Source organism: Streptomyces sp. NBC_00193, assembly GCF_026342735.1.
Lineage (GTDB): Bacteria > Actinomycetota > Actinomycetes > Streptomycetales > Streptomycetaceae > Streptomyces > Streptomyces stoeckheimensis.
The window spans coordinates 38,089-58,339 of sequence record NZ_JAPEMM010000001.1 but is presented as its reverse complement, the minus strand read 5'-3'; the positions used below and the strand labels follow the sequence as shown (position 1 = coordinate 58,339).

The window sequence follows — 20,251 nt, the reverse complement described above, 5'->3', positions numbered from 1 at the left end:
CGATGGAGCAGAGCACGCCACGTACGACGGAGCAGCGGCGCACGGACGCGCTGGCCCGGTTCGAGAGCGACGTCGACGTCTGGGTCGCCACCGCGGACGCCCAAGGCGTCGCCACCCTCGTGCCGCTCTCCTTCCGGTGGGACGGGGAGACCTTCCTGCTGTCGACGGGACGCACCCTGCCCACCGGACGCAACCTCGCGGCGAGCGGCCGTGCCCGGCTGGCCTTCGGCACGACCCGCGACGTGGTCCTCGTCGAGGGCGCCGTGACCCGGCTGGAGGCGGCGGAGCTCGCGCCCGGCGAGATCGAGGCCTTCGCGGCGCACTCGGGCTTCGACCCGAGCGGCCTCAAGACGCCCTATCCGTACTTCCGGGTCACGCCCGTGTGGATCCAGGCCTGGCGCGAGGCCGACGAGATCGCCGGCCGCGACCTGATGAAGGCCGGCCGCTGGCTGCCCTGACGGCTCCGGTCGGCCTGACGGCCTGAGGGGCCCGACAGCCCTGACGGCCTACGCCGCGTACCCCCCGTCCACCGAGAACTCGGCGCCCGTGACGTACGCGGAGTCCGGGCCGGCGAGGAAGGAGACCATGGCGGCCACCTCCTCCGGGGTGCCGAAGCGGCCCAGCGCCGTCACGGCCGACTGCGCAGCGGCGTAGGGGCCGTCCGCCGGGTTCATGTCCGTGTCCACCGGGCCGGGGTGGACCAGGTTCGCGGTGATCCCGCGCTCGCCGAGCTCCCGCGAGAGGGCCTTGGTCAGGCCGGTCAGCGCCGCCTTGCTCATCGCGTACAGGGTGCCGCCCGGGCCCGGCACCCGCTGGGTCATGCAGCTGCCGATGGTGATGATCCGCCCGCCCCGGCCCATCCGGCCGGCCGCGGCCCGGCACGCCAGGAACACGCCCCGGACGTTGACCGAGAGGACCCGGTCCACCTCCGCGAGGGTGAGCCCCTCCAGGGGTCCGAGCACGCCGACCCCGGCGTTGTTGACCAGGACGTCGAGCCGGCCGAGGCTCCGTACCGTCTCCTCCACCGCCCCGGCGGCCCGCTCCGCGTCGCGCGCGTCGGCGCGCAGGACCAGGCCGCGCCGGCCGAGCGCCTCGATCTTCCCGACGACCGCCCGGGCCGCCTCCGCGTCGTCCACGTAGGTGAGGGCCACGTCGGCCCCGTCCCGGGCCAGCCGCAGCGCGGTCGCCGCGCCGATTCCCCTGCTGCCACCCGTCACCAGGGCCACTGCGTTGCCGTTCATGGTGTTCCTCCCGCGTCAGTTGGTTGCGAGTTCAATGAAATCGCCGGGGGAGCAACGCCGCTGGCGGGAAACGGACATCGCGTTCGCGCGCGCCGGAGCGATGAGTTCCCGGCGGCCCGGGAGTCTGAACCCGTGACAGTGGACGTACCGGAGCCAAGGAGCGCAGTGCCATGGGAAAGCTGACCCTCACCACCTTCCTGACCCTCGACGGCGTGATGCAGGCCCCGGGGGGCCCGGAGGAGGACCCGAGCGGCGGGTTCGCGTACGGCGGGTGGCTCGTGCCCTTCGCCGACGAAGGCATGGGGGAGTTCATCACCGAGGTCTTCGACCGGGCCGGGGCCTTCCTGCTCGGCCGCCGGACCTACGAGATCTTCGCCTCGTACTGGCCGCAGCACGACGACCCCGCCGACCCGGTCGCGAGCAGGCTGAACCGGCTGCCCAAGTACGTCGCCTCGACCACGCTCAAGGAGCCGGCCTGGGGCCCGGCCACCGTGATCGACGGGGAGCAGCTGCAGAGCGAGGTCGTACGGGCCAAGGACGCGACCGAGGGGGAGCTGCAGGTGCACGGCAGCGGCGCGCTGGCGCAGTGGCTGCTGGCGCGGGACCTGGTGGACGAGCTGAACCTGCTGGTCTTCCCCGTCTTCCTGGGCGGCGGACGGCGGCTGTTCCCGACGGGCGGGCTGCCGACGGCCTTCGAGCTGACGGGCTCCCGCACCACCTCGGCCGGCACGGCCATCCACACCTACCGGCCGACGGGGCGCGCGGTGTTCGGCACCTTCGAGTGACCCCGGGGCGGGGGCGGCGGTGCGGGACCAAAAGGCTCGACCGGCCGATCATGCTCGGGTAGCTTGGGCGGGTCCCGTGCGAGCCGCCGAAGTCTCCACCTGCCTTCTGCCGTTGGAGAACCGGTGTCCACCATCGCCGCCCCCGCTCCCGTCGCCGCCCCCCGCAGGGCCTGGCTCGCGGATCTGCCGGTCCTGCTCGTCGCCGTCGTCTGGGGCGGCAGCTACCTCGCCGCCAAGGGCGTCACCACCACGCACACCGTGATCGCGGTGCTCGTCCTGCGCTTCGCGCTGGTCCTGCCCGTCCTGGCCGTCGCCGGCCGGCGGAAGCTGCGCGCGCTCACCCCCGCCCAGCTGCGCGGCGCCGGGGTGCTGGGACTCGTACTCGGCGGCATCTTCCTGCTGGAGACCTACGGGGTCGTCCACACCTCCGCCACCAACGCCGGGCTGATCATCAGCCTGACGATGATCTTCACCCCGCTCGCCGAGTCGGCCGTCCGGCGCCGAGCCCCGTCGCCCGCCTTCCTCGGCGCCGCGGCCGTCTCCGTCTGCGGGGTCGTGCTGCTCACCCAGGGGGCGGGCTTCACCACCCCGAGCCTCGGCGACCTCCTCATCCTCGGCGCCGCGCTCGCCCGGACGGCGCACGTCCTGCTCATGTCCCGGATCAAGGCCGTGCAGGAAGCCGACTCGCTCTCCCTGACCACCGTCCAGCTCGGAACCGCCGTCGCCGTGTTCGCCGTACTGGCCCTGCTGCCCGGCACCGGTGCCAGCCCCTGGGCGGCCGCCGCCGACTTCGGCGCGGCCGAGTGGGCCGGGCTCGCCTTCCTCTCCGTCTTCTGCACCCTGTTCGCCTTCTTCGTGCAGATGTGGGCCGTCCGCCGCACCTCCCCCTCGCGCGTCAGCCTGCTGCTCGGCACCGAACCGCTGTGGGCCGCGGCTGCGGGCATCGCCATCGGCGGCGAGCGGCTCGGCGCAGCCGGATTCGCGGGGGGCGCGCTGGTGCTCGCGGGCACCGCCTGGGGGCGGCGCGCGGCTGGCTGAACGAATGGCCGAAAGGCACCCCGGAGCGATCAACTCCCCCTCTAGGGTGGCCACATGCCCGTTCTGGACCTCAGTACGATCGCCGAAGACTTCAACGAAAACCCGTACCCCCACTACGCGCGCCTGCGTGCGGAGGGGCCCGTCCACCGGGTGAAGGCGGCGGACGGCCAGGAGGTCTGGCTGATCGTCGGCCACCAGGAGGCCCGCCAGGCCCTCACCCACCCCGCGGTGTCCAAGAACTGGCTGACCTCCGGGCTCTACACGGACCGGGAGCAGACCGAGGCCAGCGCCAACATGATGCGCGCCGACCCGCCCGACCACACCCGGCTGCGCCGGCACGTCTCCCGCTCCTTCGCCCCCGGCCGGATCGAGGGACTGCGCCCGCGCATCCAGGAGATCGTCGACGGACTGCTCGACGGCATGGAGGCCCTCCCCGGGCGCCGCGCCGACCTGATCGAGGCCTTCGCCCAGCCGCTGCCCATGACCGTGATCTGCGAGCTCCTCGGGGTTCCGGAGGCCGACCGCGGCGCCTTCCACGGCTGGATCACCGAGATGGTCTCTCCCACCGGGGTCGAGGCCGAGAACGCGGCCGTGCGCGCCATGACCGCCTACACGGCCGAGCTCGTCGACGCCAGGATGGCCCGTCCCGGCGAGGACCTGCTCAGCGACTGGGTGACCAGCCGGCTGGACGGGGGAGACCGGCTCTCCCGGCAGGAGCTGGTCGCCATGGCCGTCCTGATGATGGTCGGCGGGCACGAGACCACCGTGCACCTGATCTCCAACGGGATGCGGGCGCTGCTCACCCACCCCGACCAGCTCGCCGCCCTGCGCGCCGACCCCGGCGGACTGATCGACGGCGCCGTCGAGGAGATCCTGCGCTACGACGGCCCGGTGGAGACGGCCACGTTCCGCTTCGCCGGCACGGACCTGGAGATCGGCGACACCTTCATCGAGGCGGGCTCCGCCGTCCTCGTCTGCCTCGCCGCGGCGGACCGGGACCCCGCCCGCTTCGAACGCCCCGAGGCCTTCGACATCCGCCGCCCCGCCCGCGGCGGGCACATCGCCTTCGGACACGGCATCCACCACTGCGTCGCCGCCCCGCTCGGCCGGCTGGAGGGCCGGATCGCGATCCGCTCCCTGGTGGAGCGCTTCCCGCACCTCCGGGAGGAGCCGGCCGTCCTGGAATGGGCGCCCGGGACCCTGGTCCGGGGGACCACCCGCCACCCGGTGCGCTGGTAGCAGGCGTGCACGGGACGGGAGCAACGGGCGGGACGAGCGGCTTACGGACGGCCCGCCCACGGACGGCCGACCCGCGGGCGGACTTACGGACGGACTTACGGACGGACTTACGGGCGGACTCACGGACGGCCCGCTCACGGCCCCCCGGTACCCGCCCACCGGCCTCAGAGATCCGCGAGCTCCTCCATGGCCACCGGGCGCCGCTCGCGCCGCGAGAGCTCGCAGGCCTCCGCCACCCGGAACGCGGCGAGCGCCTCGACGCCGTCGCACGGGTTGGGGCCCTCGCCCCGCACCAGCCGGACGAAGGCCTCCAGCTCGGCCTCGTAGGCGGGAGCGAACCGTTCCAGGAACCCCGGCCACGGTTTGGTCGCCGGGGGCGGGCCATGCGGTTCGGTGGAGGCGATCGGCGTACGGTCGTCCAGCCCGGTGGAGACCTGGTCCAGCTCCCCGGCCAGCTCCATCCGCACGTCGTACCCGGCGCCGTTGCACCGCGTGCCGGTACTGGAGACCAGCGTCCCGTCGTCCAGGGTGAGGACGGCCGCGGCGGTATCCACGTCTCCGGCCTCCCGGAACCGCGCCGGCCCCGCGTCCGACCCGGTCGCGTACACCTCGCTCACCTCGTGCCCCGTCACCCAGCGGACCATGTCGAAGTCGTGCACCAGGCAGTCCCGGTACAGCCCGCCCGAGGTCCGCAGGTACTCGGCGGTCGGCGGCGAGGGATCCGCGGTCGTGGTCCGTACGGTGTGCAGCCGGCCCAGGGCCCCGGAGCGGACCAGCTCGCGCGCCGTCGTGTAGCCCGCGTCGAAGCGGCGCATGAACCCGAGCTGGAGCACCCCGCCGACCGCCGCCACCTCGCGCAGCACCGCCAGGGTGCGGTCCAGGTCCGGGGCCACCGGCTTCTCGCAGAACACCGGCAGCCCGCCGCGGACCGCCCGTACGACCAGGTCCGCGTGCCCCTCGGTGGCGCAGGCCACCACCAGCGCGTCCACGCCCCAGGTGAAGATCTGCTCGACGGTGGGCGCGGCGGTGGCCCCGAGCCGGTCGGCGAGGCGCACCGCCCGCGCGGGGTCGGCGTCGGCGAGCAGGAGCGATCCCGCGTCCGCCTGGCGTGCCAGTGCCGCCGCGTGGAAGGAACCGATCCGGCCCGTTCCTATGAGCCCGATGCGCATGCACTCAACGTGGCCCCGTCCGGGGGAGCTGTCAATCTGTCCCGCTGTGTCCGGCACGGTCCGCAATGGCCCCGATGACCTTGCATGGTGCACTGTGACGGATACTGGGCGGCTGCGGCTTGAAACATATGACCGTTTTGACGAAAGGCACGGGCAGACGTGGCTAGGGTTCGGACAGGGGTACGCCTCGTGGGCGCGGTGCTCGCGGCGGTACTGGGTGCCTCCCTCGTGGGCTGCAGCAGTACGGGCGGCAAGCGCGCCGAGGACCGTGCGAAGGCCGAGGCGGCGGGCCGGCCCGCCGTTTCCACTCCGCGCTGGACCTTCGCGATGGTCACCCACGCGGGAGACGGCGACACCTTCTGGGACATCGTGCAGAAGGGCGCCAAGGAGGCCGCGGCGAAGGACAACATCAACTTCGTCTACGCCCACGACGACCAGGCACAGCAGCAGGCCCAGTTCGTCCAGAACGCCATCGACCAGAAGGTCGACGGGCTGATCGTCTCCCTCGCCAAGCCCGAGGCGCTCAAGGACGTCCTCGCCAAGGCCGTCAAGGCCGGCATCCCGGTGATCACGGTCAACTCCGGATCCGCCCAGTCCGCCGCGTACGGGGCGCTCACCCACATCGGCCAGGACGAGGAGATCGCCGGCGAGGCGGTCGGCACCGAGCTGGGCAAGCGCGGCCGCAAGAAGGCCGTCTGCGTCCTGCACGAGCAGGGCAACGTCGGCCACGAGCAGCGCTGCGCCGGAGCGAAGAAGACCTTCGGCGAGTCCGGCGGCACCATGGAGAACCTGTACGTCGAGGGCACCAACATGCCGTCCGTCCAGTCCGCCCTGCAGGCCAAGCTCCAGGCCGACCCCTCCGTCGACGCGATCCTCACCCTCGGCGCGCCCTTCGCCCCCACGGCCGTCAAGGCCAAGGACGCGGCGGGCAGCAAGGCCGAGGTCGACACCTTCGACCTGAACGCCTCCGTGGCCCGCGACCTGAAGTCCGGCGCCCTCGGGTTCGCCGTCGACCAGCAGCCCTACCTCCAGGGCTACGAGGCCGTGGACCTGCTCTGGCTCTACCGCTACAACGCCGACGTGCTCGGCGGCGGCCGCCCGGTGCTCACCGGGCCGCAGATCGTCACGGGGGCCGAGGCGGCCACGCTGGAGAAGTTCATCAACCGGGGCAGCCGATGAGCACCGCCACCGGCACCCGGGCCCCCGCCCCCAGCCCCTCGCCGCGCGACGAGCGGCTCGCCCCCACCTCGCTGCTGCGCCGCCTGCTCGGCCGGCCCGAGCTCGGTGCGGTGGTCGGCGCGGCCGCCGTCTTCGTCTTCTTCTCCTTCGCCGCCGACAGCTTCCTGCGGGCCTCCAGCCTGAGCACGATCCTGTACTCGGCCTCCACGATCGGCATCATGGCCGTCCCCGTGGCCCTGCTCATGATCGGCGGCGAGTTCGACCTGTCCGCCGGGGTCATGGTCACCTCGTCGGCGCTGCTCAGCTCGATGTTCAGCTACCAGATGACCGCCAACGTCTGGGTGGGCGTCCTCGTATCGCTGCTGGTCACCCTGGGGATCGGGTTCTTCAACGGGTTCATGCTGACCCGCACGAAACTGCCCAGCTTCATCATCACGCTCGGCACCTTCCTGATGCTGACCGGCCTGAACCTCGGCTTCACCAAGCTGATCAGCGGCTCGGTCTCCACCAAGACCATCGCCGACATGGAGGGCTTCTCCTCCGCCCGCGCGCTCTTCGCCTCGCAGTGGACCTTCGGCTCGGTCACCCTCAAGGTCACCATCCTGTGGTGGCTGCTCCTGGTCGCCGTGGCCACCTGGATCCTGCTGCGCACCCGCGCCGGGAACTGGATCTTCGCCGTCGGCGGCGGCGCGGACGCCGCCCGGGCGACCGGCGTACCGGTCGTGAAGACCCGTATCGGCCTGTACATGGGCGTCGCACTGTGCGCCTGGATCTCCGGGCAGCACATCCTCTTCTCGTTCGACGTGGTCCAGTCGGGCGAGGGGGTCGGCAACGAGTTCCTCTACATCATCGCGGCCGTCATCGGCGGCTGTCTGATGACCGGCGGCTACGGCTCGGCCATCGGCTCCGCCGTGGGCGCCTTCATCTTCGGCATGACCAGCAACGGCATCGTGTACGCCCAGTGGAACCCGGACTGGTTCAAGTTCTTCCTCGGCGCGATGCTGCTGCTGGCCACGCTGCTCAACGCATGGGTCCGCAAGCGGGCGGAGGCGAAGTGATGTCCGAGACCGCACCGGCTCTGGTGAAGCTGACCGAGGTCAGCAAGTACTACGGCAACATCCGCGCCCTCCAGGACGTCTCCCTGGAGGTCTCGGCCGGCGAGATCACCTGTGTCCTCGGCGACAACGGCGCGGGCAAGTCCACCCTCATCAAGATCATCGCGGGGCTGCACCGGCACGACGCCGGCACCTTCGAGATCGAGGGCGAGGAGACCGTCCTCGCCAACCCGCGCGCCGCCCTCGACCGCGGCATCGCCACCGTCTACCAGGACCTCGCCGTGGTCCCGCTCATGCCCGTCTGGCGCAACTTCTTCCTCGGGTCCGAGCCCACCAAGGGCCGCGGCCCCTTCCGCCGCCTCGACGTGGAGCTCATGCGCCGGACCACCCGCGCCGAGCTGCTGCGCATGGGCATCGACCTGCGCGACGTGGACCAGCCCATCGGCACCCTGTCCGGCGGCGAGCGGCAGTGCGTGGCCATCGCCCGCGCCGTCCACTTCGGCGCGAAGGTCCTCGTGCTCGACGAGCCCACCGCCGCCCTCGGCGTCAAACAGTCCGGGGTGGTCCTCAAGTACGTCGCCGCGGCCCGTGACGCGGGCCTCGGCGTGGTCCTGATCACGCACAATCCGCACCACGCCCACCTGGTCGGGGACCGGTTCGTGCTGCTCAAGCGCGGCACCATGGCGGGCAGCCACACCCGTGACTCGATCACCCTGGACGAGCTCACCCGGCAGATGGCGGGCGGCTCCGAGCTCGACGAACTGAGCCACGAACTGGAGCGAGTGGCAGAATCAGGACCTGACAGCGCAACCGCCTCCCCATCGGCCACTCCATCCGACCAGGCATCCGGCCCCACTGCGGGCCCTGCCGCACCCTGAGGGACGACACGACTCGATGAGCACGTACCGGGACTTCACGCTCGCCCACCGGGGGGCGGCGCGAGGCACCGTCCTGCGGACCATCGGGACCCGTGAGCGCAGGTCGCACCTGACCGCCCCGCGCGTTCCGACCGTCGGCATCGACATCGGCGGCACCAAGGTGATGGCCGGGGTCGTCGACGCCGACGGGGTCATCCTGGAGAAGATCCGGACCGAGACCCCGGACAAGTCCAAGAGCCCCAAGGTGGTCGAGGACACCATCGTCGAGCTGGTCCTGGACCTCTCCGACCGGCACGACGTGCACGCCGTGGGCATCGGCGCCGCCGGCTGGGTCGACGCCGATCGCTCCCGCGTGCTGTTCGCCCCGCACCTGGCCTGGCGCGACGAACCGCTGCGCGACGCCCTCCAGTCCCGGCTCGCGGTCCCGGTCATGGTGGACAACGATGCCAACACCGCCGCCTGGGCCGAGTGGCGCTTCGGCGCCGGCCGGGGCGAGGACCACCTGGTCATGATCACCCTGGGCACCGGGATCGGCGGGGCCATCCTCGAAGGCGGCCAGGTCAAGCGCGGCCGCTACGGGGTCGCCGGCGAGTTCGGCCACATGCAGGTGGTCCCCGGGGGCCACCGGTGCCCCTGCGGCAACCGCGGCTGCTGGGAGCAGTACAGCTCCGGCAACGCCCTGGTCCGCGAGGCCCGCGAGCTGGCCGCCGCCGACTCCCCGGTCGCGCACAACCTCATCGCCCGGGTCGGCGGCAACGTCCACGAGATCACCGGGCCGCTCATCACCGAGCTGGCCCGCGAGGGCGACGCCATGTGCGTCGAGCTCCTCCAGGACATCGGACAGTGGCTCGGCGTCGGCATCGCCAACCTCGCGGCCGCCCTCGACCCCTCCTGCTTCGTCATCGGCGGCGGCGTCAGCGCCGCCGACGACCTGCTGATCGGCCCCGCCCGCGACGCCTTCCGCCGCCACCTCACCGGCCGCGGCTACCGCCCCGAGGCCCGCATCGCCAAGGCCCAGCTCGGCCCCGAGGCCGGCATGGTCGGCGCCGCCGACCTCTCCCGCCTGGTCGCCCGCCGCTTCCGCCGTGCCACGCGCCGCCGCGTCGAGCGGTACGAGCGCTACGCGCAGTTCGGCCGGCGCGACACCACCACCGGCCCCGAGGACCAGGACCAGCAGTGACACCGCCCTCCTTGCCCCGCCAGGCCCCGTCCCCCGACGAACGGTCCGGCGCGCCCATCCCCGCCGAGGACCGCAAGCACGTGGTGCGGCGCCGCTGGATCACGGCGATCATCATCCTGCTGCTGGTCGGCGTCCCGGCGGGCTACCTCGCCGTCTCCGCCCAGCAGAGCCGCCAGAGCGGCCGCGACAAGGCCGCCAAGGTCGGCGCCGCCAAGGTCCGCACCGCTTGGCCCTCCAAGGTGCAGCGCAGCATCTACGAGGTCCCGATCCCGGTGAAGGCCTCGCGGGTCGGGTACCTGGAGACCAACAACTGGCACACCAGCCGCCTGTACGTGCAGTTCGGGGTCACCCCGGAGGAGCTCGACACCTTCCTCGCCGAGGTCGGCACCAGCCGGGACGACCTGACCCGCGGGGTGTCGATCTCCCCGAGCGACACCGCGTCCGCGGGCTGGCGCTGGGGGTCGAAGGGCAGCTGGTACGGGATCACCCTGGACGCCCCGGACCCCCGGCCGACCCGCGACATCACCGTGGACCTGAGCCACCCCGGGTACCCCAAGGTCTACGTGGTCTCCACGGCAGTGCCCTAAACCCGGGCCGCACCCGGCTGCCCCGCGGGTACAGTGCGCCCGGGGACGGGGCCGTAGCGCAGAGGTCGTCGCGCGCGGTCTCCAAAACTGCGAGGACACCGGTTCGAATCCGGTCGGCTCCGTCTTCCCACCGCGCATCGGAGCCCGCGCCGCTAGCCTTGGATCATGAAGCTCACCAAGCGGCTGCACTCCTGCGTCCAGCTGGAGAAGGACGGGCGCGTGCTCGTCATCGACCCGGGCGCCTTCAGCGAACCGGACGCCGGCCTCGGCGCCGACGCCCTGCTCGTCACCCACGAGCACCTCGACCACTTCGACGAGGGCCGGGTCCGCGCCGCCCTCGACGTGAACCCGGCGGCGCAGCTCTGGACCCTGCACAGCGTCGCGGACCGGCTCGCCGCCGCCTATCCGGGCCGCGTGCACACCGTGGGCCACGGGGACGCCTTCAGCGCGGCCGGCTTCGACGTCCAGGTGTACGGCGAACTGCACGCCGTGATCCACCCGGACATCCCGCGGATCACCAACGTCGGCTACCTGGTGGACGCGTCCGTCTTCCATCCCGGGGACGCGCTGACCGTGCCCGAGAGCCCCGTCGAGACCCTCATGCTCCCGGTGCACGCGCCCTGGAACAAGATCGCCGAAGTGATCGACTACGTCCGCGAGGTCAAGCCGCGCCAGACCCTCGCCATCCACGACGCCGGTCTGACCGACCTCATCCTGCCGGTCTACGCCAACCAGATCGGCAACCTCGGCGGCGCCGCGTACGAACGACTCACCGCCGGGAACACCACCGAACTGTGACTGTCGGTGCCGGGCGATAGGTTGGACGGCATGCGTATCGCCACGTTCAACGTCAACTCGATCACCGCCCGGCTGCCGCGCCTGCTGGCCTGGCTGGAGAGCTCCGGCACCGATGTCGTGTGCATCCAGGAGACCAAGTGCTCCGCGGAGCAGTTCCCGTACGAGGAGCTCCGCGCGCTGGGCTACGAGTCGGCCGTCAACGCCACCGGCAGGTGGAACGGCGTGGCCCTGATCTCCAAGGTGGGCCTGGAGGACGTGGTCGTCGGGCTGCCCGGCGGGCCCGACTACGAGGGCGTCCAGGAGCCCCGCGCCATCTCCGCCACCTGCGGCGGCGTGCGCGTCTGGTCGGTGTACGTGCCCAACGGGCGCGAGGTCGAGCACGACCACTACGGCTACAAGCTGGACTGGTTCCGGGCCCTGTCCGCCGCCGTCGCCGAGGACGCGGCGGGGGAGCGCCCCTTCGCGGTGCTCGGCGACTTCAACGTGGCCCCGACCGACGAGGACGTCTACGACCCGGCCGTCTTCGAGGGGCTCACCCACGTCACCCCCGCCGAGCGCGCCGCCCTGGAGGCCCTGCGCACGGCCGGGCTCTCCGACGTCTTCCCGCGCGCGCTCAAGTACGACCGGCCGTACACCTTCTGGGACTACCGGATGCTGGCCTTCCCGAAGAACCGCGGCATGCGCATCGACCTGGTCTACGGGAACGAGGCCTTCACCAAGGCCGTCACCGACTCCTACGTGGACCGCGAGGAGCGCAAGGGCAAGGGCGCCTCCGACCACGCACCGGTCGTCGTCGACCTGGAGGTCTAGTCGCGGCCGCGCCGATTGTCCCCGCGGCCGTGATCCTCAGGCGCGTCCTATGGCCGGTCGCGGATCCTGGTGTCAGGCTGGCCCCATGAACATCCCTTTCCTGGCCAACTGGATCAACCGACATGAAACGGACCGGGGCGCGGGACTCGCCGCGGCCCTCGCGGACGATCCGGAGGGCATCAACGAGTTGTTCGCGGAATGCGAGATGCTGCGCGCCCAGGCGCGCTCGGCCGGGCTCGAACTCGACGAGAGCCCGCGCTCGTTGGAGGAGATCGACCAGCTGATGCCGCGTTGGCGCCGGGATCCGGAGATCACCCCGTGGCTCGGCAACGACGCGGGCTTCTACCTCGGGACCGTGATCATCCGCTCCGTTCCGGGCGCGGCCTGGCAGGTGTGGCCCAACGGGCAGCCGATGATCCGGCTGGCCTCGGGCCGCGAGCTGAACGTGGTCGAGTCGGGGGTGTCCTGGGCGATGACGGGATCCCCCGAGCTCAGCCAGGCGTACGCCGAGGCATCGGAGGGCTGACCCGCCACGGAAGCCCGAGCCGCCACGGAAGGCTGACCTCGCGGGCCTTTATGCGGCTTTTAGGCGTGTCGCGGTGAAGTGCCCTTCCGCGGCTGGATAGTTTGCGCTGACCTCGACACACCGACAAGTGGGCAGGGCAGCGTATGGCCGTCGATCCGTTGATCGAGCTGCGGGACGTCAACAAGCACTTCGGACAACTGCACGTCCTCCAGGACATCAACCTCACCGTCGGCCGCGGGGAGGTGGTGGTGGTCATCGGCCCTTCCGGCTCCGGTAAATCGACCCTGTGCCGGGCGATCAACCGGCTGGAGACCATCGAGTCGGGCACGATCACGCTCGACGGGAAACCGCTGCCGGCCGAGGGCAAGGAGCTCGCCGCGCTCCGCGCGGACGTGGGGATGGTCTTCCAGTCCTTCAACCTCTTCGCGCACAAGACGGTCCTCGCCAACGTCTCCCTCGCCCAGATCAAGGTCAGGAAGCGCAAGAAGGAGGAGGCGGACAAGCGCTCCCGCGAGCTGCTGGAGCGGGTCGGCCTCGCGAACCAGGCCGAGAAGTTCCCGGCCCAGCTCTCCGGCGGCCAGCAGCAGCGCGTGGCCATCGCCCGCGCGCTCGCCATGAACCCCAAGGCCCTCCTCTTCGACGAGCCCACCTCCGCGCTCGACCCGGAGATGATCAACGAGGTGCTGGAGGTCATGCAGCAGCTCGCCGCGGAGGGCATGACCATGGTCGTGGTCACCCACGAGATGGGCTTCGCCCGCTCCGCCGCCAACCGCGTCGTGTTCATGGCCGACGGAAAGATCGTCGAGGACCGGACCCCGGAGGCCTTCTTCACCGCCCCCGAGAGCGACCGGGCCAAGGACTTCCTCTCCAAGATCCTCAAGCACTGAGGGGCGGTCCGATGAAGCACACCCTGCGCGCACTGGCCCTGGCCGCCTTGCTGCTGGCAGCCACCGCCTGCGGAAAGTCCGGCAGCCCGCCGGTCAAGGGTCCGCAGCCCGAGGACCTGCCCGTCTACCAGGTCGCGACCGGCTTCCAGCTGCCCTCCTCCCCGACCTGGGAGAAGGCCAAGCGGCGCGGCCACCTCGTGGTCGGCGCCAAGGAGGACCAGCCGTACATGGGGGAGAAGGACCCCGCGAGCGGCAGCTACTCCGGCTTCGACATCGAGATCGCCAAGATGATGTCCGCCTCGCTCGGCTTCGACCCCAAGACGATCGAGTTCAAGACGATCGCCTCCGCCAACCGCGAGACGGCCCTGCAGAACGGCCAGATCGACTACTACGTCGGCACCTACACGATCAACGACAACCGCAAGAAGCAGGTCGGCTTCGCCGGCCCCTACTTCATGGCCGGCCAGTCCCTGCTGGTGCGCAAGGGGGAGACGGACATCAAGGGACCCGAGGACCTCGACGGCAAGAAGGTCTGCTCGGCCGCGGGCTCCACCCCCTACCAGCGGCTCCAGAAGGAGTTCCCGCGGGCCGTCCTCGTCGCCTACGACACGTACTCGGTCTGTGTGGACAACCTGCTGACCTACCAGGTCGACGCCGTCTCCACCGACGACTCCATCCTCCTCGGCTACGCGGCCAAGGTCCCCGAGGAGCTCAAGGTGGTCGGCAAGCCCTTCTCCGAGGAGCCGTACGGCATCGGCGTCCCGCGCTCCGACAACGCCCTGCGGTTCGCCCTCGACGACGCGCTCGCCGCGAACGAGAAGAACGGCAACTGGAAGAAGGCCTACGAGGCCACGCTCGGCCTCTCCGGCCAGCCCGCGCCGACACCGCCCGCCATCGACCGCTACCCGGCGAGCTGAGGGGAGAGCGCACCGCCATGGACGTACTCACCGAAAACTTCTCGCTCTACGGGAAGGGCTTCCTCGGCACCGTGGAACTCACGGTCTACGCCTCCCTCCTGGCCCTGGTCCTCGGATTCCTGATGGCCTCCTTCCGCGTCGCCCCCGTCGGCTCCTTCCGGGTCTTCGGCACCGTCTGGGTGACCATCCTGCGCAACACCCCGCTCACCCTGCTCTTCTTCGCCGTGCTGCTCGGCCTGCCGCGCTTCGGCCTGGTCCTGCCCTTCCAGCTGTTCGCGGTGCTGGCCCTGGGCTGCTACACCTCGGCCTTCATCTGCGAGGTCCTGCGCTCCGGCATCAACACCGTGCCCAAGGGGCAGGGCGAGGCGGCCCGCACCCTCGGCATGTCCTTCGGACAGACCCTGGGCACCGTCGTCCTGCCCCAGGCCTTCCGGTCCGTCATCCCGCCCATCGGCTCCACACTGATCGCGCTCGCCAAGAACTCCGCGATCGCCGGGGCCTTCAGCGTCACCGAGCTGCTGGGCACGTACAAGACCCTCAACGAGCTGGGCTACAGCATCATCTGGACCTTCGTCTGGATCGCGGTCGGCTACCTGATCATCACCCTGTCCATCAGCGCGCTGTTCAACGTGCTCGAAAAGCGCTACGGAGTCGCCCGATGACCGCGCACGCGCTCCACGGTGACCTGGAGTCCACCGCCCTCTACGACCTGCCGGGCCCGCGCGCCCAGCGCCGCCACTTCCTCTACGGGATCGCCTCGACGGCCGTCATCCTCGGGCTCATCGGCTGGCTGCTCTACCTGCTCTTCGACACGAACCAGTTCACCGCCGCCAAGTGGAGCCCCTTCACCTACAAGGGCATCCAGGAGCTGCTGCTCAAGGGCCTGTGGAACACCCTCAAGGCCTTCGCCTACGCCTCGGTGCTCTCGCTCGTGTTCGGCGCGGTGCTCGCGACGGGCCGGCTCTCGGTCCACCGGCCGGTGCGCTGGCTGTGCACGCTGTGCGTGGAGTTCTTCCGGGCCATGCCCGTGCTGGTGATGATCTTCTTCATCTTCGTCGCGCTCAAGGTCCAGCCCCTGCCCGCGCTGGTCGCCGGACTGACCCTGTACAACGGCTCGGTGCTGGCCGAGGTCTTCCGGACCGGCATCAACTCCGTGGAGAAGGGACAGCGCGAAGCCGCGTACGCCCTGGGCATGCGCAAGACCCAGGTGATGACCTACGTCCTGGCCCCGCAGGGGGTCCGGGCGATGCTGCCCACGATCATCAGCCAGCTGGTGGTCGCCCTGAAGGACACCTCGCTCGGCTACCTGATCACCTACGAGGAGTTCCTGCACGCGGGCAAGCTGATCGCTTCCAACCTCGACTACGACCTCCCCTTCATCCCCGTCGTGATGATCATCTCGCCGATCTACATCGGGATGTGCATGCTCCTGTCCTGGTTCGCCACCTGGGTGGCCCGGCGCGAGCGCCGCAACCCCAAGACCAAGGCGGTCGGCATCGACATCGACGTGGCCGACCCCGGAACGGCGCTGCCGGGCCGGATCTGACCCGCGGGGCGTCCCCCAGAGCCACACCCGGTCCGGCAGCAGCCGCGGATCACTGCTCGCGCAGCGGCACCGAGACGTACGAGGGATCGGTGCGCGGCGAGGAGAAGGTCAGCTGCCCGCCGGTCGGGTTGTGCTCGATGTACAGCGGGTCGACGGTGTCGACGACGACCGCGAGGCGGTGCCCGGCCGGGACGTCGTAGGCGGTGGAGAAGAGCTCCAGGTCCACGCCGAAAGCCTGGCCGGCCGGCTTGCCGTGGAAGGTGTACGGGGCGTTGCTGATCAGCTTGCCGATCCCGAGCGGGCCCACGTCGTAGAGGTACGCGACGAAGGTGCCGTCGGACTTCGAGGGCGTGACGGTGGTGTGCAGGGCGACCGTGCCCCGGATGCGGCGCTCCTCCTCGTAGCGCGGCGACTGCCAGACGGCGGCGAAGGCGCGGGGGAGCAGCGGGATGGAGGCGACGGGGGGCGCCTGGGCGATCTGGTCGAGCAGGTTGGAGAGCATGACGATCCCGCCGTTGGCGCCGGAGTCGATGCCGGTGAAGAGGTGCTCGCTGTCGGAGAGCATCAGCTTCTCGGCGCCGCCGCCGCCGACCGACTTCCAGTCGGCGTAGCCCTCGTAGCCGCCGTCGCTGCGCGGCTTGATCTGGACCGGGGCCTCGGCGTCGATGCCGTTGGCCGTGCCCTTGAGGTAGCGGTCGAACCAGCGGTGGGCGTTGGTCCAGGTGTCGTTGGGCAGTCCGAGCAGCCCGGTCGCCTCGGCGGTGGCGTGGTCGCCGGGGCGGAACTCCAGGCGCTTGGGGCCGGTCAGCTTCTCGAAGAACTTCGCGTACTGGTTGGGCGGGAAGATGGTGTCGCCCCAGGCGTTGCCGAGCATGATCGCGGCGCCGTTGGCGTTGATGGCGTCCACCTTCTCCGCGGCCGAACGCTTCTTGCCCCACTCGATCATCTGCGGTTCCCGGTCCAGCTTCGAGCCGAGGAAGTCGCCGAGGATCTGGCGGAGTTCGGGGCCGGGGCGTCCGGTGAGGAAGCCGGCGCCGCCGAGCAGGGCGGCGGCCTGCAGGTGCTGGGTGCGGCCGGAGTAGATGGACTCGATGAGATCGGCCCAGCCGCTGAGCGCGACCACGGCCTTGATGCGCGGATCGCTCGCGGAGGCCAGCAGGCTGATGCCCGCGCCGTACGAGACCCCGCCCAGGCCGATGTGCGCGGCGTCGGCCGGGGTGTTGGCGAGCGCCCAGTCGATGACGGCGGAGACGTCGGCGGTGTCCGCCGGGCCGGCGGTCTCGATCTCGCCGCCGGAGAGCCAGAAGCCGCGGGAGGTGTAAGAGACCACCACGTAGCCGGAGTCGGCGAGCTTCCTGGCCTGGGCGATGTATTCGATCTGCGGCATGCCCCAGCTGGTGGGCAGCACGATGAGCGGGTATTTCGCGCCGGCCCCGGCGCCCGCCGGGGTGAAGACGTTGCCCTTGAGGGTGATGCCGCCGGAGCCGGGGATGTCGTGGAACCGGAGCTCGGAGGAGGCCTCCGAGGCGGTGGCGGTCGTGGTGGCGGGAGCCGCCTGGGCCTGATGGGGGGCCAGGCCCAGGGCGGCTGCTGCCAGTACGGCTGCCAGGGCAGTCGCGGTGCTGGTGGTGCGGACCGTGCGGACCATCGATCGCTCCTCGCGTGTGCCGGGGTGTCAAAGTGACCCGACGGTAACGGGAGGGGCTTACCGGAAGTAACCCGTGAGTAAGTTACGTGGCGGTAACGATTGAACTATGGTCAGTCCGCGTGGATCAGCCGACCTGCGGGGTCCCGGCGAGGGCACTCTTGCCCTGCCACTGCTCCCAGGTCAGGTTCCACTCGCCGTAGCCGTTGCCGATGTCCGGATTGCCCTTGGAGCCCTGCCCCACGACCTCGAACGGGTCGCCGGCCTGGGCCGCCGCGAAGAACGCCTTCGCGTTCTCGTCGCTCATCCCCACGCAGCCGGAACTGGTGTTGGCACGGCCGAAGTTGGCGGTGTTCCACGGCGCGGCGTGCACGTACATGCCGGACCAGGTCAGCCGGATCGAGTAGTCGACCATCTTGTCGTAGGAGTCCCCCAGGCCCACCGTCTGGGAGTCCATCCGGATGGTGCCCTCCTTCGCCATCATCACCATCTTCCCGTCCCAGGAGGCCTTCTTGCCGCCGGGGGTGCCCGCCGAGATCGGGATGGTGCTGACGACTTGGCCGCCTTCGGTGACCGTCGCCTTCTTCGTGTCGAGGTCCACCTTCACCTCGCGGTCCTTGCCGATCTTGAACTCGGTGGCGTAGTCCTTGACGAACATCCCGCCGCCGGGGCCGGAGTCCACGCCGTTCAGGTTCATCTGGACCTTCACGTCGGTGCCGGACTTCCAGTACTCCTTGGGCCGCCAGTCCACCCGGTCCTTGCCCGAGTAGTCCGTGATCCAGCCCCAGGAGCCCTCGGTGTTGTTCGAGGTGGTGACCTTCAACTGCTTCTCGACCGCGGCCTTGTCCTTCACCGGGTTGTCGAAGACGATCGAGACCGGCATGGCCACGCCCACGGTGCTGCCCTTGGGGATGTTGATCGAGACCTTGTTGACCTTGTCGGGGGCCGAGGTCTTGAACGTCGTCGTGGCGCTCTGACTGTCCGTGTTCTGGGCCTCGACCTTGTAGTCGGCCGAGGGCAGGGCGTTGCCCTGCGAGGTCCAGGTCTTCCCGTCGGCGGATATCTGCCCGGCCAGTTCGCCGCCCTTGGCGTCCGTGACCTTCACCGCCGCGAGCTTGCCGTCGGCGATCGTCACGGTCACCGGCTGGCCCGCCTTGACCTGGTCGCCGGTGAGGTTCACCGAGACCGCCATGTCCGGCTTCGGCTTCATTTCCGCCTTGGCCGCGCCTCCCGAAGCGGCGCCGCCCCCGCAGGCGGCCAGCGAGGCGGCCAGCAATGCGGTGCCGGCCGCCACGGCGGTGCGGTTGCGTACAGAGAAGACCCGGCGTGTGCGGCTCAACGAAAACCCCTCCGAAGTAATGATCGTATCCGCAAAAGAAGATGCGAACGGAGCAACTCTAGGTTGCGGAAGATGAAGAAAAGTTCAGTATTTTCCGTGTGACATGGACCGCAGCGATACGGTCATCGTCCGGTCACAATCGCCGCGCACGGCGGTCATGGACACCTGTGAGAGTCCTGTGCATCCACCGATTTGGACGGACAGGAAGGCCGATCAGCCGTGTGCGCACTGCTCGTGACCCCCACCCAGCAGGACCGGACCCGAAGCCGGGACAGGGAGCTCACCGTGCGCCCGCTGTCCGAAGCGGAATACCGGGCATTCCTTTCACGGCACGGGCGGGCCAGCTTTCTCCAGTACCCGTCCTGGGGTGCGGTAAAGGACCTTTGGCGGTCGGAAAGGGTCGGATGGCACTGTCCCGGCGGTGAAGTAGAAGGGGCCGGGCTCGTTCTCTACCGTCAATTCCCGGGCACCCGCAAATACTTCGCCTACCTCCCCGAAGGGCCCGTCGCCGACTGGACGGACCCCGACATCGACCGCTGGCTGACCCCCCTCAAGAACCACCTCAAGGCCTCCGGCGCCTTCGCCGTGCGCATCGGGCCCACCCCCGCCTACCGCCGCTGGGACGCGGCCGCCGCCAAGGCGGGCACCGGCCCGGGCCGGCAGATCTCCGACGTGCTCGCCACCGAGGTGGACCCGGTCGGCGCCGCGCTCGCCGACCGGCTGCGCACCCGCGGCTGGAAGCGCTGCGGGGGCGAGGACGACGGCGACGCCCAGCCCCGCCACGTCTTCCGCGTCCCGCTCGCCGGGCGCACCCGCGAAGACCTCTGGTCGGGCCTGAACCAGGAATGGCGGCGCAATGTGCGCAAGGCCACGAAGGCGGGGGTGGAGACGGTCGTCGGCACGGCCGCCGAGCTGCCCGAGTTCTACCGGCTGCTGCGCCTCACCGAGGAACGCGACGGCTTCCGGCTCGGCCGCTCGCTCGCCTACTACCAGCAGCAGTACGAGGCCCTCAACGCCGAAGAACCCGGCCGCATGCGGCTCTACCTGGGCGTTCACCAGGGTGAGATCCTCGCCGCGCACACCATGATCGTGGCCGGCAGCCGGGTCTGGTACCAGACCGGCGCCTCCGCCGACCACCGCCGCGAGGTCCGCCCCAGCAACGCCCTGCAGTGGCGCATGATGTGTGACGCACATGCACTCGGAGCGGACGAATACGACATGCGCGGGGTACCCTCCACCCTCGACCCCGACGAACGCTCCTTCGGGCTGCTGCGCTGGAAGCTCGGCACCGGCGGACAGGTCGTCGAAACCCTCGGCGAGTGGGAGACCTCCATGGACGGATACGCCAACACGGCCCTCTACAAGGCGTTCCAGGCGTACATGGCCCGCCGGTGACCCTCGCAGACCCCAGAGCGGCCGAGACCGCAGAGCC

Annotated in this window: 21 protein-coding genes and 1 tRNA gene; 18 read left to right on the top strand and 4 right to left on the bottom strand. The window is 70.7% G+C overall.

Features of this window, described 5'->3' with window-relative positions:
- The first annotated feature begins 2 nt into the window (after positions 1 to 2).
- On the top strand, positions 3 to 458 hold the full coding sequence (locus OG898_RS00265) for a pyridoxamine 5'-phosphate oxidase family protein (protein ID WP_250740507.1): 456 nt from the start codon (positions 3 to 5) through the stop codon (positions 456 to 458).
- A gap of 48 nt (positions 459 to 506) precedes the next feature.
- On the opposite strand, the gene OG898_RS00260 is transcribed toward OG898_RS00265, so the two are convergent.
- Positions 507 to 1,241, bottom strand: coding sequence for an SDR family NAD(P)-dependent oxidoreductase (locus tag OG898_RS00260; RefSeq protein WP_250740506.1), 735 nt, complete (start codon positions 1,239 to 1,241; stop codon positions 507 to 509).
- 170 nt (positions 1,242 to 1,411) lie between these two features.
- Between OG898_RS00260 and OG898_RS00255 the strand changes: the two genes are divergently transcribed.
- The 3 genes from OG898_RS00255 (at position 1,412) to OG898_RS00245 (ending at position 4,303) form a co-directional block, all read left to right on the top strand.
- A complete protein-coding gene (locus OG898_RS00255; RefSeq protein ID WP_250740505.1) occupies positions 1,412 to 2,026 on the top strand; it encodes a dihydrofolate reductase family protein in 615 nt (204 codons plus the stop codon).
- Between the two features lie 123 nt (positions 2,027 to 2,149).
- Positions 2,150 to 3,064, top strand: coding sequence for a DMT family transporter (locus OG898_RS00250; RefSeq protein ID WP_266954181.1), 915 nt, complete (start codon positions 2,150 to 2,152; stop codon positions 3,062 to 3,064).
- Positions 3,065 to 3,118: 54 nt separating this feature from the next.
- Positions 3,119 to 4,303: a cytochrome P450 gene (locus OG898_RS00245; protein WP_250740503.1), complete on the top strand. Its 1,185-nt coding sequence runs from the start codon at positions 3,119 to 3,121 to the stop codon at positions 4,301 to 4,303.
- A gap of 164 nt (positions 4,304 to 4,467) precedes the next feature.
- Here OG898_RS00245 and OG898_RS00240 read toward each other — a convergent pair whose 3' ends face one another.
- On the bottom strand, positions 4,468 to 5,472 hold the full coding sequence (locus OG898_RS00240) for a Gfo/Idh/MocA family oxidoreductase (protein ID WP_250740502.1): 1,005 nt from the start codon (positions 5,470 to 5,472) through the stop codon (positions 4,468 to 4,470).
- A gap of 159 nt (positions 5,473 to 5,631) precedes the next feature.
- Between OG898_RS00240 and OG898_RS00235 the strand changes: the two genes are divergently transcribed.
- From OG898_RS00235 to OG898_RS00175, 13 genes are all read left to right on the top strand, one after another.
- The gene (locus tag OG898_RS00235) at positions 5,632 to 6,651 is read left to right on the top strand and encodes a sugar ABC transporter substrate-binding protein (protein ID WP_250740501.1); all 1,020 of its coding nucleotides are present in this window, start codon (positions 5,632 to 5,634) and stop codon (positions 6,649 to 6,651) included.
- Entirely contained in the window at positions 6,648 to 7,709 is a 1,062-nt protein-coding gene (locus OG898_RS00230; protein WP_250740500.1) for an ABC transporter permease, read from the top strand. The genes OG898_RS00235 and OG898_RS00230 overlap by 4 nt, the downstream gene beginning before the upstream one ends.
- Positions 7,709 to 8,584: an ATP-binding cassette domain-containing protein gene (locus OG898_RS00225; RefSeq protein WP_250740499.1), complete on the top strand. Its 876-nt coding sequence runs from the start codon at positions 7,709 to 7,711 to the stop codon at positions 8,582 to 8,584. The genes OG898_RS00230 and OG898_RS00225 overlap by 1 nt, the downstream gene beginning before the upstream one ends.
- 16 nt (positions 8,585 to 8,600) lie before the next feature.
- On the top strand, positions 8,601 to 9,764 hold the full coding sequence (locus OG898_RS00220; RefSeq protein WP_250740498.1) for an ROK family glucokinase: 1,164 nt from the start codon (positions 8,601 to 8,603) through the stop codon (positions 9,762 to 9,764).
- An 11-nt stretch (positions 9,765 to 9,775) separates the two neighbouring features.
- Positions 9,776 to 10,351, top strand: a complete 576-nt coding sequence (locus OG898_RS00215) for a hypothetical protein (RefSeq protein ID WP_250740497.1) — start codon at positions 9,776 to 9,778, stop codon at positions 10,349 to 10,351.
- Between the two features lie 47 nt (positions 10,352 to 10,398).
- A tRNA-Trp gene (locus OG898_RS00210) sits at positions 10,399 to 10,473 on the top strand.
- Between the two features lie 43 nt (positions 10,474 to 10,516).
- Complete coding sequence (locus tag OG898_RS00205; protein WP_266954178.1) at positions 10,517 to 11,149, top strand: MBL fold metallo-hydrolase; 633 nt, start codon at positions 10,517 to 10,519, stop codon at positions 11,147 to 11,149.
- A gap of 30 nt (positions 11,150 to 11,179) precedes the next feature.
- Positions 11,180 to 11,959, top strand: coding sequence for an exodeoxyribonuclease III (locus tag OG898_RS00200; protein ID WP_266954176.1), 780 nt, complete (start codon positions 11,180 to 11,182; stop codon positions 11,957 to 11,959).
- Positions 11,960 to 12,044: 85 nt separating this feature from the next.
- Positions 12,045 to 12,485: a DUF6278 family protein gene (locus tag OG898_RS00195; protein ID WP_250740494.1), complete on the top strand. Its 441-nt coding sequence runs from the start codon at positions 12,045 to 12,047 to the stop codon at positions 12,483 to 12,485.
- A gap of 143 nt (positions 12,486 to 12,628) precedes the next feature.
- A complete protein-coding gene (locus OG898_RS00190) occupies positions 12,629 to 13,372 on the top strand; it encodes an amino acid ABC transporter ATP-binding protein (RefSeq protein ID WP_250740493.1) in 744 nt (247 codons plus the stop codon).
- A gap of 11 nt (positions 13,373 to 13,383) precedes the next feature.
- Positions 13,384 to 14,289 carry a glutamate ABC transporter substrate-binding protein gene (locus OG898_RS00185; RefSeq protein WP_250740492.1) on the top strand — a complete coding sequence of 302 codons (906 nt, stop codon included), beginning with the start codon at positions 13,384 to 13,386 and terminating at the stop codon, positions 14,287 to 14,289.
- Positions 14,290 to 14,306: 17 nt separating this feature from the next.
- Positions 14,307 to 14,951 carry an amino acid ABC transporter permease gene (locus tag OG898_RS00180; protein ID WP_250740491.1) on the top strand — a complete coding sequence of 215 codons (645 nt, stop codon included), beginning with the start codon at positions 14,307 to 14,309 and terminating at the stop codon, positions 14,949 to 14,951.
- Complete coding sequence (locus OG898_RS00175) at positions 14,948 to 15,835, top strand: amino acid ABC transporter permease (protein WP_250740490.1); 888 nt, start codon at positions 14,948 to 14,950, stop codon at positions 15,833 to 15,835. The genes OG898_RS00180 and OG898_RS00175 overlap by 4 nt, the downstream gene beginning before the upstream one ends.
- Positions 15,836 to 15,884: 49 nt before the next feature.
- Here OG898_RS00175 and OG898_RS00170 read toward each other — a convergent pair whose 3' ends face one another.
- Positions 15,885 to 17,483 carry a CocE/NonD family hydrolase gene (locus tag OG898_RS00170; protein WP_266954174.1) on the bottom strand — a complete coding sequence of 533 codons (1,599 nt, stop codon included), beginning with the start codon at positions 17,481 to 17,483 and terminating at the stop codon, positions 15,885 to 15,887.
- A gap of 124 nt (positions 17,484 to 17,607) precedes the next feature.
- Positions 17,608 to 18,819, bottom strand: coding sequence for an Ig-like domain-containing protein (locus OG898_RS00165; RefSeq protein WP_266954172.1), 1,212 nt, complete (start codon positions 18,817 to 18,819; stop codon positions 17,608 to 17,610).
- Between the two features lie 228 nt (positions 18,820 to 19,047).
- On the opposite strand from OG898_RS00165, the gene OG898_RS00160 reads away from it, so the two are divergent.
- Complete coding sequence (locus OG898_RS00160; RefSeq protein ID WP_266960003.1) at positions 19,048 to 20,214, top strand: peptidoglycan bridge formation glycyltransferase FemA/FemB family protein; 1,167 nt, start codon at positions 19,048 to 19,050, stop codon at positions 20,212 to 20,214.
- Positions 20,215 to 20,251: the final 37 nt, after the last annotated feature.

Excerpts from the sequence above, each read along its gene's own strand:
- OG898_RS00175 (WP_250740490.1), top strand. The coding sequence starts at position 14,948 with ATGACCGCGCACGCGCTCCACGGTGACCTGGAGTCCACCGCCCTCTAC.
- OG898_RS00185 (WP_250740492.1), top strand. The coding sequence starts at position 13,384 with ATGAAGCACACCCTGCGCGCACTGGCCCTGGCCGCCTTGCTGCTGGCA.
- OG898_RS00220 (WP_250740498.1), top strand. The coding sequence starts at position 8,601 with ATGAGCACGTACCGGGACTTCACGCTCGCCCACCGGGGGGCGGCGCGA.
- OG898_RS00200 (WP_266954176.1), top strand. The coding sequence starts at position 11,180 with ATGCGTATCGCCACGTTCAACGTCAACTCGATCACCGCCCGGCTGCCG.
- OG898_RS00245 (WP_250740503.1), top strand. The coding sequence starts at position 3,119 with ATGCCCGTTCTGGACCTCAGTACGATCGCCGAAGACTTCAACGAAAAC.
- OG898_RS00195 (WP_250740494.1), top strand. The coding sequence starts at position 12,045 with ATGAACATCCCTTTCCTGGCCAACTGGATCAACCGACATGAAACGGAC.
- OG898_RS00230 (WP_250740500.1), top strand. The coding sequence starts at position 6,648 with ATGAGCACCGCCACCGGCACCCGGGCCCCCGCCCCCAGCCCCTCGCCG.
- OG898_RS00265 (WP_250740507.1), top strand. The coding sequence starts at position 3 with ATGGAGCAGAGCACGCCACGTACGACGGAGCAGCGGCGCACGGACGCG.
- OG898_RS00190 (WP_250740493.1), top strand. The coding sequence starts at position 12,629 with ATGGCCGTCGATCCGTTGATCGAGCTGCGGGACGTCAACAAGCACTTC.
- OG898_RS00225 (WP_250740499.1), top strand. The coding sequence starts at position 7,709 with ATGTCCGAGACCGCACCGGCTCTGGTGAAGCTGACCGAGGTCAGCAAG.
- OG898_RS00180 (WP_250740491.1), top strand. The coding sequence starts at position 14,307 with ATGGACGTACTCACCGAAAACTTCTCGCTCTACGGGAAGGGCTTCCTC.
- OG898_RS00240 (WP_250740502.1), bottom strand. The coding sequence starts at position 5,472 with ATGCGCATCGGGCTCATAGGAACGGGCCGGATCGGTTCCTTCCACGCG.
- OG898_RS00260 (WP_250740506.1), bottom strand. The coding sequence starts at position 1,241 with ATGAACGGCAACGCAGTGGCCCTGGTGACGGGTGGCAGCAGGGGAATC.
- OG898_RS00255 (WP_250740505.1), top strand. The coding sequence starts at position 1,412 with ATGGGAAAGCTGACCCTCACCACCTTCCTGACCCTCGACGGCGTGATG.
- OG898_RS00170 (WP_266954174.1), bottom strand. The coding sequence starts at position 17,483 with ATGGTCCGCACGGTCCGCACCACCAGCACCGCGACTGCCCTGGCAGCC.
- OG898_RS00205 (WP_266954178.1), top strand. The coding sequence starts at position 10,517 with ATGAAGCTCACCAAGCGGCTGCACTCCTGCGTCCAGCTGGAGAAGGAC.